The following is a 13300-nucleotide window of genomic DNA, read 5'->3' on the forward strand; positions in this document are numbered from 1 at the left end:
TCCAACCCCTTGTTGTCTTTTCAACTACCCGTCGCCCAGCCTGCGACCAACCAGGTGTTTCATGGCTTCCCCTTTGCCCCCGCCCGCCGCTGTCGACAACCCGCCCCGGCACTGGCTGCGCTGGCTGCCGGGGCTGGCGGTGCTGAGGTCCTATGAATTGGCTTGGCTACCCAGGGACCTGGCTGCCGGTCTGGCGCTGACGGCCATGCTGGTGCCCGTGGGCATTGCCTACGCCGAGGCCTCGGGCGTGCCCGGCGTCTATGGCTTGTACGCCACCATCGTGCCGCTGTTGGCCTATGCAATATTCGGCCCCAGCCGAATCCTGGTGCTAGGGCCGGACTCGGCGCTTGCCGCGCCGATTCTGGCGGTGGTGCTCAGCGTGTCCGGCGGCGACCCCATGCGCGCGGTGGCCGTGGCCAGCCTGATGGCCATCGTCGCGGGCCTGTTCTGCATTGTGCTGGGCCTGCTGCGGCTTGGGTTCATCACCGAGTTGCTGTCCAAGCCCATACGCTATGGCTACATGAACGGCATTGCGTTCACGGTGCTGGTGAGCCAGTTGCCCAAGATATTCGCCATCCCGATCGACGGCCGCGGCCCGTTGCAGGAACTGTGGCTGCTGGCGCAGGCGGTGATGGATGGCAACACCAACTGGTACGCCTTCGCCGTGGGCGCGGCAACCTTGGCGATGATCCTGCTGTTAAAGCGCTTTGACCGCGTGCCAGGCATTTTGATTGCGGTGATTCTGGCCACCTTGGCGGTCAGCTTCTTTAGGCTGGACGCCCAGGGCGTCAGCGTGCTGGGCGAGATCCCGCAAGGGCTGCCGTCGTTCACCTTGCCGTGGCTGAGCAACGCGGACTGGGCCACGATCGTGCTGGGCGGCTGCGCCGTGGCGTTGATCGCGTTCGCGGATACCAGCGTGCTGTCGCGCACCTATGCCGCCCGCACGCACACGCGCGTGGATCCGAACCAGGAAATGGTGGGCTTGGGCATGGCCAACCTGGCGGCGGGATTCTTCCAGGGCTTTCCCATCAGCAGCAGCGCATCGCCCACGCCCGTGGCCGAGGCGGCCGGCGCGCGCACCCAGCTTACCGGCGTTGTGGGGGCGGTTGCCGTGGCCGTCCTGCTGTTGCTGGCGCCGAACCTGCTGCGCTACTTGCCCAGCAGCGCGCTGGCCGCCGTCGTCATCGCCGCCGCCATCGGCTTGTTTGAATTCAAGGACCTGCGCCGCATCTACCGCATCCAGCAATGGGAGTTCTGGCTATCCATGCTGTGCTTTGCCGCCGTGGCCGCGTTCGGCGCCATTCCCGGCATCGGTCTGGCCGTGGTCATCGCCGTCATCGAATTCCTGTGGGACGGCTGGCGCCCACATTTTGCCGTGCTGGGCCGTGTGCCGAACGTGCGCGGCTACCACGACCTGAAGCGCTACCCCCATGCCGCCCTGATCGACGGCCTGGTGCTGTTCCGCTGGGATGCGCCTCTGTTCTTTGCCAACGCCGAGCTGTTCCAGCAACGGCTGATGCAAGCCGTCGAGGCTTCGCCCACGCCGGTGCGGCGCGTGGTGGTGGCGGCAGAACCCGTCACCAGCGTCGACGTGACGTCGGCCGACATGCTGCGCGAGCTAAGCCAGCATCTGACCCAGCAGGGCGCTGAACTGCATTTTGCCGAGATGAAGGACCCGGTGCGCGACAAGCTCAAGCGCTTTGAACTGGCGGAGGTTTTCAGTGACGCGCACTTTCATCCCACGGTGGAGAGTGCGGTGGAAGAGTATCTGGACGGGGGAAGGGCGCCGGGCAAGCATGAAGGGTAGAGGGGGCCCCAGGTATCCAGTCAGTCAGGAAAAGGCGCTACAGGCATCGCGCCCTATGCTTGTGTGATCGAGCATCCGAAAAAATCGACAGTTAAGACGATCAGAGCCTAGGAAATCGTCGCGACTGCGTAACCGCGCTCGGCTCAAATTCGACCATTCTTTCCCAAACGGAGATCGTCGAAAAATGAGAGTCGAGCATCCAGCTACTTCAACCCTGGCGCGCACGCACGCGCATCTGGCGCCGCGCGCCTCGCTAGTGCACAGGGACCGCCGCCTGGCCGCATGGAGCCGCCTGGCCGCAACCGCGATGTTGTCGCTGGCACTGACCGCGTGCGGCGGCAGCGACGACGATTCGGATTCGGCTCCGACCCAACCCGAAACACCCACCACGCCGCAGCCGCCCGAGGCGTCCACGAGCCGTCATGCGCTGGTCATCGACATGGATAGCGCCATTTACAGCGCGGTGCAAAGCGGCATGGCTACCGGCACGCTGCCGAACCTGGCGCGTCTTCAGGTGCAACTGGCTTACAGCGGCGGCGTCGCGGGAACACCCAGCCAGCAGCCCACCCTGGACATGCCGGGTTGGGCGACGCTGCTGACCGGCACCTGGGCAAACCGGCATGGCGTGATCTCCAATGCCCCCGTGCAGGCCTTGCGCGGCGCCACGCTTTTCCAACAGGTGAAGGCCAAGGGCACGGGCCTGAACGGCGCGGCCGTGGCTTCGGCCGAGTTGGCGCAATTGCTGGTGGCGGACCACGACGCGGGCTATCTGGATACCATGGCCGACTGTTCCACCAATGCCGCCACGCTGGACTGCGTGTCTGGTCAGGCCGTGCAGATGATCGGCAGCGGGTATCGCACGGTGGTTGCGCAGTTCCGTTCCGCCAAGGACGCCGCGCTGAACTATGGCGTGAATTCGCCAAATTACGCGGCCACGTTGACCAAGCTGGACCAGGCGGTAGGGGCCATGCTTGATGAAGCGGCCAAGGCCAAGGACAGCCAATGGCTGGTGGTTGTGACGGGCAACCATGGGCTTAGCGACAACAGCCAGGACGACGGGCTGCCGCTGGTGCCCGAATCGGCCACTTTCATTGGTTTGAACCAAGGCGCGAACAACGGCATGCAAGGCGTTGGCGCGCCGGTGCCCACGGCGCTGGCGGACCTGTATGGCTACGCCAGCATCGCGGATGTCGCGCCTACGGTGCTGGCTTATCTGGATGCCTTGCCCGACACGGCACAGTACGCGCTGGATGGCGCCAGGCTGCTGGGGCCGCAGCCGGTCACGAACCTGTCGGCCAAGGTGGCGGACAACAACTCGGCGTCAGTCAATGTGGTGCTGACATGGACGGCGCCGTCAGACCGCACCATCGACGTGCTGCGCGATGGCCGCGTCATTGCGTCCCGCCTGCCGGCGGGGGCGACAACGTATATCGACAATCAACTGACGGCGGATCTGACGGCTAAGGGAACCTATCAGTTTTCCTACACCGTCCAAGCCGGCGAAGGTGACGCTGCCGCATCGCGCGCCATTACCAGCCCGCCGCTCACGTATACGCCGCCTGTGCCATTGGAGCCCACCTTGCTGAATGGTTTGGTGTCGTACTACCCGTTCAGTGCGACGTTGCCGCCCGTGGATGTGCAGGGCAACAGCACGATGGGTCCGGCTTCCAGCGACTTGCCTGCTTCGGCTGGCCTGGTGGTGCCGGGGCCGTTTGCCGGCACCAACGGCCTGTTGGTCGATACCAACTTCGTCACGGTCAACGGGCTGGAAGGCTACCGCCTGACTCCCGCCGACGGCTTTGATGTGTCCAAGGGGACGGCGCCGCAGTTCACCATCGGGTTCTGGTTCAAGGCGGACCAATGCGTGCCGCGCAGCAACGTCACGATCTTGGCGAACAAGAACTACGTGAGTGGTGGCAATGCGGGGGTGGCGATCGGCATGTTCTCAAGTTCGGGGAACCAGTGCGGCATCGCTTTCAACATTGGTTCGGGCGGCGTGCGCGCGGACGGCCCCACCAGCCCCTACACGCAGGTCACGGTGGGCCGCTGGATCTACATCGCGTTTTCCGTCGACGGCGTGGCCAAGACCATGAACATGGTGGTGTTTGATTCCGTGACGGGTGCGATCAACCGCGTGGCGACGGGCAAATCGACCGGCGCCGTGGATCTGTCCAAGTTGTCGGCCTACCCGCAATGGGGCATCGGCGACGATGGCACCGGTGCCTACCTGATGAACAAGTGTGGCGCCAAGCCGCCTTATACCGTCGGGCAATGCACCACCGCGCCTCCCTATCAACAGATGTTTGGTGACCTGGCGATGTGGAACCGGGTACTGACCGATGGCGAGCTGCAATCCATCTTCCTGTCGAACAAGCCCGTGTCGACGTTGATCACGCAGTGAGGGATAGAACGATGAAAACCTCCCTGACTCGGCTTTTCGGCTTGGGCGCACGCGCATCGGCGCTGAAGGCCGCGCTTGCTGCCACGATGGCGTGCGCATTGGTGGCGGGATGCGGCGGCGATGATGAGGCGGACAGCGATACGCCATCCCCGACCGCCCAGGCGAGCGATGGCTCGGCTGTCGCACAGACGCCGATTGTGGCGCCGCCATCCGCCGGCGCCTGCCCCGATGGCGGGACCGATGCGACGCAGCCCCCCGCCTTGAATTCGACGCTGGACTGCGCGCCTTGAGCACATGGCGGCGGCGCCCGCGCGCCGCCGCAATCATCTATCGAACGGATACCGATCACCATGACCTTCATGAACCGCCGCAATTTCTTGCGCGCCGCCGCCGCGACCGCCGCGCTTGGACCGTTTCCGCCGGCCATCCAGCGCGCGCTCGCCATTCCGGCCAACAACGCCACGGGCACGATCAACGACGTTGAGCACGTCATTATTCTGATGCAGGAAAACCGGTCGTTTGACCACTACTACGGCACCATGCCCGGCGTCCGTGGGTTCAGCGACCGCTTCACCATACCCATGGCGTCGGGCGAGTCAGTCTGGATACAACAGGGCACGTCGGGCACGGTGCAACCCTATTACTTGGATGCCACCAAGGGCAACGCGTTGCGCGTGGGCGGCGCGCATAACTGGGCGGATCAGCAGGCGGCCTGGGATGGCGGGCGAATGGCGGCATGGCCGCGTGCCAAGAACACCAAGGTTGCCATGGGGTATTTGCAGCAATCGGATTTGTCGCTTCATTGGTCGTTGGCGAACGCCTTCACCATCTGCGACGCCTATCACACCGCCATCAACACCGGCACCTTCACGAACCGCATGTTCCTGTGGAGCGGCACCAACGGCGCAAACGTCAGTGGTCACGCCTGCGTCACCAACGCCAACTGGGGCGGCCTGGGCCCCTCGCAAGATGGCCTGGACTGGATGACGTATCCGGAACGCTTGCAAGCGGCCGGGGTCACCTGGAAGGTCTACAACACGCCGGGCAACAACAGCAATAACAACCAGCTGGTGGCGTTTGCCGCATATCGTGCCGTCAATGAACGGCTGGCGGCATCCGGCTCTCCGTCCGCGCCGTATACGCCCACCATGGAGGCTCTGTCGCCGCTGTACAAGGGGTTCGGCAACACCATGCCCGATGGCGGATACCTGCAAGCCATTGCGGACGACATCGCCATGGGAACGCTGCCGCAGGTAAGTTGGATTGTTGCGCCCGGGCCTTATAGCGAACATCCCAGCATGTCGGTGCCGGGGCAGGGCGCATGGTACGTGCAGAAGCTGCTGGATACCCTTACCGCGAACCCGGATGTGTGGAGCAAGACCGTCCTGATCCTGAACTACGACGAAAACGATTGCTTCTTTGACCACATGCCGCCGCCCGCGCCGCCCTGGCGCGCGGCCGACGGCACGCAGGCCGGGAAGTCAACGGTGGACATCGAGAACGAGTACTACACCATGCCCGCGCCGCCGGGAGACACCAGCAAGGTCACGCCCGACGGCAGGCCGTTTGGCGCGGGGCCGCGTTTGCCAACGCTGGTGATTTCGCCGTGGAGCGTGGGCGGTTGGGTCAACTCGCAGCAGTTCGATCACACGTCGGTGCTGCGTTTTCTGGAACAACGGTTTGGCGTGGCCGAGCCGAACATCAGCCCGTGGCGCCGCGCCGTCTTCGGCGACTTGATGTCGTGTTTCAACTTCAAGGATCCCAATACCGCGAAGCCCTTGCTGATACCGGCGCCGACCCGTGCCGAGGCCGATGCGACGCTGGCCCAGCAAGTCGGCTCGGGCAGTGTGCCGGTGCCGGATGTGGGCACGGTGCCCCTGCCCACGCAGGCGTTGCTGGTGCGTCCATCGCGCGCCTTGCCCTATCACCTGCACACTAGCGCCAACGTGGATGTCAGCAGCGGACAGGTCTGGCTGACCTTCAGCAATACCGGCGCGCAAGGCACGGTGTTTCATGTGTACGACGAACTCAACCTGGCACGCTTCCCTCGGCGTTACACGGTGGAAGGTCGCAAGATGATCTCGGACGCCTGGCAGGCCACCGCCGACAACGCGGGCCAGTACAGCCTGTGGGTGTTGGGTCCCAATGGATACCACCGCCGCTTCAAGGGTGACATCAGTGCGCTGGCCAGTGGGCCGAACCCCGAGGTGCGCGTTTGCTATGACGAGCGCGGCCGCGCGGTGTCGTTGACCATCATGAACATGGGCACGGCGCCCGCGACGGTGACCGTGACGGCCAACGCCTATCGCACGGACGGCCCCTGGACCTACACCGTAGACCCGGGCATGCAGGTTGAGCCGCGCTGGTCGGTCGAGGCGGCGAACAACTGGTATGACTTCACCGTCACGATGGGCAACGACTTTGAACGCCGCTTTGCCGGCCGCATGGAAACCGGCCAGGACAGTACCAGCGACCCGGTCATGGGGGTCGCGTAAGCGTCATGTGCGTGCGGCATCATGGCGGCCATCGCAAACATCAATGGTCAGCAGAGACACGCCGTGACGCTTAATCAGATACGCGCATTCATCATGGTGGCCCAGCACGGCGGCTTTACGGCAGCCGCCCGTGTCCTGGGCATGAGCCACACCACGCTGAATTCCCAGATTCAGATGATCGAACGGGAGTACGGTGCCGAACTGTTCCACCGCCGGGGCCGGCGCGTGGAACTGTCCGCGCTAGGCCTGGAAATGCTGCCGCTGGCGCGTCGCATGGTGTCGCTGGAAGGCGATATGCGGCTGATGCTGGACGATAGCGGCAAGCTGCAACGCGGGGCGCTGAAGGTGGGCGCGGTAGGTCCTTACCATGTCACGGAAATGATCGAGGCCTATCACGCCGTCTATCCGCGCATCTCGCTTTCCATCACGCTGGGCAACTCCGAAGTGGTGCTGGATGACCTGGACAAATACGTCTGCGACGTGGGCGTGGTGGCCAGCCGCTATCCGGAAGACCGCTACTACATGCAGCCTTATGCGCGCTATCCCGTCATTGCGTTTGTGCGGGTGGACCATCCCTTCGCCCACCGCGAATCTATTGCGTTGCAGGAGCTCTCGGCGCAGCCCTTGTTGATGCGCGAACCGGGTTCCACCACGCGCAAGGCGCTGGAAGATGCGCTGCGGCAGCACGATGTGTCGGTGGAGGTGGCAATGGAAATCGGCAGCCGCGAGGCGCTGCGCGAGGCGGTCGTGCGCGGCTTGGGCGTGGGAACGGTATCCGAATCGGAATATGTGCCGGACCCGCGCTTGCGGCCGGTGCGTATTGAAGGCGACGTGGTGTCGACGCATATCCACGTTTGCTGTTTGCGCGAGCGTCGGGATAGCCGCCTGATTTCATCATTCTTCGATGCCATCCAGCGCTGCGGCGCGGCGGGCGTGGAGGTTGCTTGATGGGGAAGGGCAGCGCTACGAAAAAGATGGCTCCGGCGGAATGTGAATCCCGCCGGAGCCTTTGCTGTTGGCGTCAGCGACTGGCCTTGGATCAGGGCGTGTCGCCGCGCGCCAGTCGTTCTTGGATCTGCTCAATGACACCAGGCAGATCGGCCACGCTGTCGATCACGTAATGCGCGCCGGCCTGCGTCAGGCGGCTGGCGGCGCGCGCGACGCGCGTTTCTACGTCGGCGGGATCGGCGGCGGCCAGTTCTGCTTGCGAGTAGCCCACTTCATTACCGGACAGCGTCAGGCCCACGCACCACATGCCGGCGTTGCGACCTTCCTCGATGCCCGGCGTGGTGTCATCCACCTTGATGCAGCGGCGCACATCTTGCGCGCCCAAGGCCAGCACGTTGGCCAGGGCCATGTAGGGGCCCGGCCTGCCGCCCGCGGAAAGCTCGTCGCCGGCGATCACGCAGTCAGGCGCAAGGCCTGCGGCCGCCGCGTGCGGCAGCAGCACGTCCAGTACCTGGCGCGGATAGCCCGAGCAAGAGCCAATCTTGACGCCTTGCTCGCGCAGGGTTTGCAGCACCTGCACGGCGCCCGGAATCGGTTGCGAGTACGCGGCAACCTTCTCGATCTGCATCGGCATGAAGCGCTGATAAATCGCATCGATATCCTCGTCGGTCGAGCCCCGCCCGAACGCTTGGACCCACGCCGCCTGAATGCCGGGTTCGGCAAGTAGCGTGCGGATGTGGTCGCGCTTGGACAAGCCCATGGGGCCGCGCGCGTGTTCAAGCGTGATCGACATGCCAAAGGTGGCGAACGCATCGACGAAGATCTGCGTGGGCGCCAGGGAACCGAAGTCCACCAGGGTGCCGGCCCAATCAAAAATGACCGCTTCGATCTTGGGAAGTTGTTCGCCCGGGAAGGGGGAAGCCTGATTCATGTTTAACAGCCTGAGAGTTGTTGAAGTGCCGAAGTCGGCGAAGGGCGAGGCGGCGCGGCTCATCGCGCGCCGACGAAATTCTGGCCGCGCGGGCCCAGCAAGGCGTCGGCCACGCGCTCGTCCCACTGTTCCGGGGCCACGCCATAAGAGGCGGGGTCCGTGCTGACACCCAGGTCCTCAAGGAACGCCGTCAGGACAGACACAGCATGCTCGGCGTCGCGCGCGTCGAATATGGACAACAGCAGCGCGTCCAGTTCCGGGTCCACGCCAAACGCCAATTGCATGACGCGAGGCAAGCTGAACGAACATGCAATGCCATGCGGAATGCCATGTTCCAGCGTCAATCCGTAAGAAAGCGAATGCGCCAGCGCGGTCTTGGTGTTGGAGAACGCGACGCCCGCCAGCGCGGCGGCCACGGCCACGCGCGAGCGCAAGACCTTGCTGGACGGATCCCGCATCAGCAAGGGCAGGGCAGCCAGCACCTGGCGCGCGGCCGACACCGCCAGGCTGGCCGACACCGGATTGCGATGAATGTTCCATAACGATTCCAGCGCATGGGATAGCGCGTCCAGGCCGCTTGCCAGGGTCGTGCCTGGCGGCAGGCTGAGCATCAGCGAGGGGTCGATCAAGGCTGCTTCCGGCCAGGTCCAGGGCAGATGCAGCGAGTACTTGCGGCCTTGCCGCTGATCCCACAGCGTGGCCCAGGGGGTGACTTCGCTGCCGGTGCCCGCCGTGGTCGGCAACGCGATCAAGGCGCGGACGCGGTCGGGCGGGCTGGTCATGGCCGCGTCGCCGGACAGGCAGGCCAGCAGCTCGTCGAAGGTGCCCGAGGGCGTGCGGGTCAGCATGGCCTTGGCGCAGTCGATGACGCTGCCGCCGCCCAGGGCGATGATGCATTCCACGTCCGGATATTCGCGCCACAGGCGTTCATACATCGGCGCCAACCAGGCTACGTCCGGATTGGGCTGCACATCGGTTTCGATCGCCACCAGTTGTTCGCCCAGCATCGCCTGGATTCGGTCGCACAAGCCGAGTTGGCGCGCTTCCGGAAAGGCGATCAGGATTGCGCGCCGCTTGCCCAGCCGTTGCGGCAAGCGCTCAAGCGCACCCTCGCCAGCGTCTATGCCGACGGGATTATGAAAATGCCACATGTCAGTCTCTGAAAAATATAGGGGATTCAACCGCGCCCGTTCTCGCGAATAGCGGCACGCAGGCGGTTGGAAATCATGTCGGCCACGATCACCATCACGGTGATGACCACGATGCAGGTTGCCGTTTCCTGGTACTTGAAAAGTTTCAGGCTGCTGACCAGTTCAAAGCCCAGCCCGCCGGCGCCAACCATGCCCAGCACCGTGGCGGAACGCAGGTTGACCTCAAAGCGGTACAGAATCACCGCGATCCAGGCCGTGATCACCTGCGGCAGCACGCCAAACACAATCACCTGCAACGGCCTGGCACCCGTGGAACGCAGCGCTTCCAACGGACCCTCGTCGATTTCCTCTATGCTTTCGGCAAAGAACTTGCCCAGCATGCCTATCCCATGCAGGGCCAGCGCCAGCACGCCAGGAAAAGGCCCCAGGCCCACGGCCGCGACGAACACCAACGCCAAGATCAGTTCGTTGATACTGCGGATCACATTCAGTGTTTGGCGCGTGGCGCGATACAGCCACGGATTGACGTTCAGATTGCGCGCGGCCAGGAACGACACGGGCAGCGCGCCCAGCACACCCAGCAAGGTTCCCCAGATGGCGATCTGCACGGTCTCGACGGCCGGGGCCACCAGCGATTCCAGAATGCGCCAGTCGGGCGGAAAGGTCCTGCTAAGAAAGTCCGCAATCTGCGGGATACCCGCGGCAAGCTCAGAGGCGCTCAGTTGCGCGCCCTGGGCGCTCCATTGCAGCGCGGCCATCGTCAACGCTACCGCCGCCGCCACCCAGGCCCAGCCCTTCAAGCTGGTCGGCAACGGCGCCACCCACATGTATTTCTTGTCGTCCATTTCAGGCTCCCTTGGGCGCGGCTTGCAGCGGTTCGGCGTCAAACTGTGCGTCGATGCCGGTAGTGGTTGCGTCGCCCGAGGGTTCCGCGCCCGGATAGATCCGGGCCAGGTCGGCTTCCTGCATGGCGCCGGGCAGGCCGTCGTAGACCACGCGGCCGTGCGCCAGCCCCACGATTCGATCGGCAAATTCGCGTGCGTAATCGACCTGGTGCAAGTTGCAGACCACGGTGATGCCGAGCTCGCGCGTGGCATCGTGCAGATAACGCATCACCAGCCGTGCGGTCTTCGGGTCCAGGCTGGCAACGGGTTCGTCGGCCAGAATCACGCGCGGCCGTTGCGCCAGCGCACGCGCAATGCCCACGCGCTGGCGCGGCCCCCCCGACAAGGAGTCCGTGCGGGCCTGGGCCTTGTGCGCCAGGTCAACACGCACCAGGCATTCTTGCGCCAGGGCGACGTCGGCGCGGCTGAATAGCTGCAACACCGACGTCAGCACCGGCACGGCGCCCAGCCGTCCGGTCAGCACATTGCGCAATACCGACAGGCGCGGCACAACATCATGGTGCTGGAAGATCATGGCCACCTGGCGCCGCAGCGCCCGGGTGTCACGGTCGGCCATGGCGTTGATGCCGGCCACGGTCATGTCGCCCGCATCGGCGTGCACCAGGCGGTTCATGCACCGCAACAGCGTGGACTTGCCGGCGCCGGATTGGCCGAGTATCACCAGAAACTCGCCGGCGCCCGCTTGCAGATCCACGCCGCGCAGCACTTCGTTCGCGCCGTAGCGCTTGGTCAGGCCGCGCAGTTGGATCATTTCATGCTCCGCAGGTCCAGCTTCAGCACCTTGGCGGTGTCGCGAACCACGTTGTAGGCCGCGTCGTTGGTGGGCTGGAATCCGTTAAGCATGCCTTGGTCGCCCCACGGCACGTCCTTGATGTTGGCCAGCGCGCGCGCCACCTTTTCCTTGAGGGCGGGGTCTAGATCCTTGCGCCACACCATCGGCGATTCGGGGATGTCGCTGGACTGCCACACCACGCTCAACTCGTCCGGGCGCAACTGGCCCTTGGCGATGGCGTTGGCGTAAATGCGGTCGGCAACGGCGGCGGCATCGACTTTCTTGTTGGCCACGGCCAGCAGGCTGGCATCATGCGAACCCGAGAACACCACGCGCGAGAACAGCTTGGCGGGGTCGTAACCGGCTTGCTCCAAGCCGGACTTCGGGAAAAGATGGCCGGACGTCGAGCTGGGGTCCACAAAGGCAAAGGTGTGGCCCTTCAGGCCTTCCACGCTGGTGATGCCGCTGTCTTTGCGCACCACGATCAAGCTCTTGTAGGCGCTCTTGCCGGACTTCTTGGTCACGGCAACCGCGAAGGCCTCGACATCCGCGACCGAGGCCGCCAGCACATACGAGAAGGGGCCCAGATACGCCACGTCCAGCTTCTTGGCGCGCAGCGCTTCGATGATGCCGTTGTAGTCGGTGGCCACGAACGGCTTTACCTTCATGCCGGTCTGTTGCTGCAACTGCTCGATCACCTGCTTGCTGGATTCGATCATGGCCTGCGAATCTTCGGCGGGGATCAGGCCAATGGTGAGCGTGTCTTGCGCCGCGTGCGCGGTGGCGGCGCCCAGCACGCAGAGGGCGAGCGCCGCGGCGGCGGCGGTGAAGGAACGGCGGGCGGTACTACGAATGGGGGACTTCATGGCAGGCATCCTGGTGTAGTGGAGGAGGAATGCCAGGAAGTTTGGGGGTGTCACATGTCCTTCATATTATCGATTTAGCATGCCGTTCATCAGTCATCCATAGATGGAATCTATATGTCGGTTGCCCGCCTGCGCGCCTTCCTGGCCGTCGCGCGTCACGGTAGTTTCAGCGCGGGCGCCCGTGCGCTGGGCTTGGCGCAACCCACGGTGACCACCCAGGTCCAGGCGCTGGAAAAACAGCACGAGGTGGAACTGTTTCATCGCCGTGGACGCGGCGCGCAACTGACGCAGGTCGGCATGGCGCTGTTGCCCGTGGCCCAGCAACTGGGCGCGCTGGAACTGGATGCCTTCAATCTGCTGCACGACGCGGGCAAGCTCAATACCGGCAAATTGCGTATCGGCGCGGTCGGCCCGTTTCATGTGATTGAAATGGTGGATGCCTACCACCGGCTGTATCCGGGCGTGGAGTTGTCGATACGGGTCGGCAATTCCGCCGAAGTCTTGGCCGACCTGGAGAACTACGTGACCGACATCGCGGTGCTGGCCGGCGCGCGCGATGAGCCGGGCCTGAGCTCAGAGCATTACGCCAGCCATGCCGTCATCCTTTTCGCTCCGGTGTCGCATCCGCTGGCGCGCTTCGACAGCGTGCCGTTGTCCGCCTTGCAGGATGCGCCCTTGTTGCAACGGGAAGCCGGTTCCACCACGCGCGCGGCGCTGGAGGCCGCCCTGGAGCAAGCCGGCGTGCGGCCGCGCCCCGTCATGGAAATCGGCAGCCGCGAAGCCTTGCGCGAAGCGGTGGCGCGGGGCTTGGGCCTGGGCACGGTGTCAGAGGCCGAGTTCATTCCCGACGCCCGGTTTCGCGCGATACGCATTGAAGGAGACCCGGTGCGCACCGAGACCTATCTGTATTGCCTGCAAGAGCGCCGGGAAAGCCGCCTGCTGTCTTCGTTTTTTGAGCAGGCGCTGACGGTGCGAGATGCGCCGCGCCGACTGTGACGCACGCCGGTTTTTTGCTGACGGCAGG

The 13300-nt window shown here is 64.6% G+C and carries 11 protein-coding genes; 5 read left to right on the forward strand and 6 right to left on the reverse strand.

The features are described 5' to 3' along the window. Window positions 1–61 precede the first annotated feature (61 nt). Together ACE04A_RS07805 and ACE04A_RS07810 are read left to right on the forward strand one after the other, a co-directional pair. The gene (locus ACE04A_RS07805; protein WP_485820013.1) at window positions 62–1807 is read left to right on the forward strand and encodes a SulP family inorganic anion transporter; all 1746 of its coding nucleotides are present in this window, start codon (window positions 62–64) and stop codon (window positions 1805–1807) included. Window positions 1808–1991: 184 nt separating this feature from the next. Next, entirely contained in the window at window positions 1992–4208 is a 2217-nt protein-coding gene (locus ACE04A_RS07810; RefSeq protein ID WP_485820014.1) for a hypothetical protein, read from the forward strand. Here the strand turns inward: ACE04A_RS07810 and ACE04A_RS07815 are convergent. After that, a complete protein-coding gene (locus ACE04A_RS07815) occupies window positions 4198–4569 on the reverse strand; it encodes a hypothetical protein (protein ID WP_259246879.1) in 372 nt (123 codons plus the stop codon). The two genes, ACE04A_RS07810 and ACE04A_RS07815, sit on opposite strands and share 11 nt — an antisense overlap. On the opposite strand from ACE04A_RS07815, the gene ACE04A_RS07820 reads away from it, so the two are divergent. Both ACE04A_RS07820 and ACE04A_RS07825 read left to right on the forward strand, forming a co-directional pair. Beyond that, entirely contained in the window at window positions 4559–6703 is a 2145-nt protein-coding gene (locus ACE04A_RS07820; protein ID WP_448716151.1) for a phosphocholine-specific phospholipase C, read from the forward strand. The two genes, ACE04A_RS07815 and ACE04A_RS07820, sit on opposite strands and share 11 nt — an antisense overlap. Window positions 6704–6766: 63 nt before the next feature. After that, entirely contained in the window at window positions 6767–7651 is an 885-nt protein-coding gene (locus ACE04A_RS07825; RefSeq protein WP_259246887.1) for a LysR substrate-binding domain-containing protein, read from the forward strand. Window positions 7652–7742: 91 nt separating this feature from the next. On the opposite strand, the gene phnX is transcribed toward ACE04A_RS07825, so the two are convergent. The 5 genes from phnX to phnD are packed head-to-tail and all read right to left on the reverse strand — an operon-like array spanning window position 7743 to window position 12276. Then, window positions 7743–8582, reverse strand: coding sequence for a phosphonoacetaldehyde hydrolase (gene phnX, locus ACE04A_RS07830; RefSeq protein ID WP_485820015.1), 840 nt, complete (start codon window positions 8580–8582; stop codon window positions 7743–7745). Window positions 8583–8641: 59 nt separating this feature from the next. Beyond that, entirely contained in the window at window positions 8642–9733 is a 1092-nt protein-coding gene (gene psrA / locus ACE04A_RS07835; RefSeq protein WP_448716149.1) for an iron-containing alcohol dehydrogenase PsrA, read from the reverse strand. A 26-nt stretch (window positions 9734–9759) separates the two neighbouring features. Further along, on the reverse strand, window positions 9760–10578 hold the full coding sequence (phnE, locus tag ACE04A_RS07840) for a phosphonate ABC transporter, permease protein PhnE (RefSeq protein ID WP_448716148.1): 819 nt from the start codon (window positions 10576–10578) through the stop codon (window positions 9760–9762). 1 nt (window position 10579) lies between these two features. Beyond that, the gene (phnC, locus tag ACE04A_RS07845; protein ID WP_485820016.1) at window positions 10580–11389 is read right to left on the reverse strand and encodes a phosphonate ABC transporter ATP-binding protein; all 810 of its coding nucleotides are present in this window, start codon (window positions 11387–11389) and stop codon (window positions 10580–10582) included. Then, window positions 11386–12276, reverse strand: a complete 891-nt coding sequence (gene phnD / locus ACE04A_RS07850; RefSeq protein ID WP_485820017.1) for a phosphonate ABC transporter substrate-binding protein — start codon at window positions 12274–12276, stop codon at window positions 11386–11388. Before phnD ends, phnC begins: the two co-directional genes overlap by 4 nt. 114 nt (window positions 12277–12390) lie before the next feature. Between phnD and ACE04A_RS07855 the strand changes: the two genes are divergently transcribed. Next, window positions 12391–13272 (forward strand): LysR substrate-binding domain-containing protein, encoded by an 882-nt coding sequence (locus tag ACE04A_RS07855; RefSeq protein ID WP_279996799.1) that lies wholly within the window; start codon window positions 12391–12393, stop codon window positions 13270–13272. Window positions 13273–13300: the final 28 nt, after the last annotated feature.

It is taken from the genome of Achromobacter colocynthidis (genome assembly GCF_057334535.1).